Genomic DNA, 1,030 nt, shown 5'->3' on the forward strand with positions numbered 1-1,030 from the left:
CTGATCGGGGACTTCGAAGATGAAGTGGTTCGTGAGCTTGGTCGAAGGATGCCGTTCTCCGATTTCTTCGTCTGTGTGTTGGGTGCCAGACGAGGCGTCGAACAGTTCCCAGTCAGCGCTGCGGATATGGAAGAGCACGACATCGAATTGGCCGTGATGAATCCCGAACAAGGCATGCTGCTGGACTACATCACCGAATCTTGGCCCCGAGAGCCAGCCAAAGAACGACTCCGCTGACATCAGGTTAACTCGAGGGGGCGCCGCGGCGATAACGGGCGACGACATAGTCCAAGGACCGCGGCCGGAAACGTGTTCCCTGGTCACGATCGCCGGCGTATCGGAACTCGCGGCGAAAAGGGACCCTAAGATTTGCTTCGTTTTCTTGGGCCAACCAAGTCGGGAGATCACCTTCACGGATGGGCCCTATCCGTGCTGTGGAAGCTGTTGCCAATAGGGCTTTGTAATGCCACGGTGGAGATACCCGCTCGTTTCCGGGAGGCACCACATGGGTAATAACCACCATGAAGATGAACGCTACAAGAAGTACTACGACCGTCCTACCTCACGGGGAAGTGCCGCAAGATCAGCGTGTCAAGGAAGCCAAAGAAGGTGGAGCAGAGCCAACCGTGGAACAATCCGGCGCCCTTCGCCCGCCGGATTCTTCAACGTCCTGAACCGAGCTTCGGCAGCAAGGCGCCCCAAACAGATCGTCCCGGCCCCCACTGAGGGGAGCCGGGACGATCCATTTATCGGAGCAGGAGATTACTTAGTATGAGTGCTTGCGCTACGGTGGCGCCGCCAGAGCAGCAACCCTCCGGCAGCCGCTAACAGTGCGCCTACGCCGGCGATTACGCCAACGGTTGCACCGGTGTTAGCCAGCGAGCCGTTCGGCTGGGGTGCCGCGGCCTCCGGCTCATTGCCGCCGTCGTTGCCCTGTGGTGCCACAGGTGTCTCGGACGGTTCCGGGTCCTGCGGCGCGGGGCTCTGGCTTGGTGCCGGCTCCTCGGACGGTGCCGGGGTTTCGCCCGGG

At 61.0% G+C, this 1,030-nt stretch carries 2 protein-coding genes; one reads left to right on the top strand and one right to left on the bottom strand.

Features of this window, described 5'->3' with window-relative positions:
* Window positions 1–237 (top strand): hypothetical protein (locus B879_RS23795; RefSeq protein WP_040401534.1); only part of this gene is annotated, 237 nt, incomplete at its 5' end.
* A gap of 525 nt (window positions 238–762) precedes the next feature.
* On the opposite strand, the gene B879_RS23800 is transcribed toward B879_RS23795, so the two are convergent.
* The gene (locus B879_RS23800; RefSeq protein WP_497706788.1) at window positions 763–945 is read right to left on the bottom strand and encodes an LPXTG cell wall anchor domain-containing protein; all 183 of its coding nucleotides are present in this window, start codon (window positions 943–945) and stop codon (window positions 763–765) included.
* Window positions 946–1,030: the final 85 nt, after the last annotated feature.

Origin of the sequence: Cecembia lonarensis LW9 (genome assembly GCF_000298295.1) — a bacterium.
Classification (GTDB): domain Bacteria; phylum Bacteroidota; class Bacteroidia; order Cytophagales; family Cyclobacteriaceae; genus Cecembia; species Cecembia lonarensis.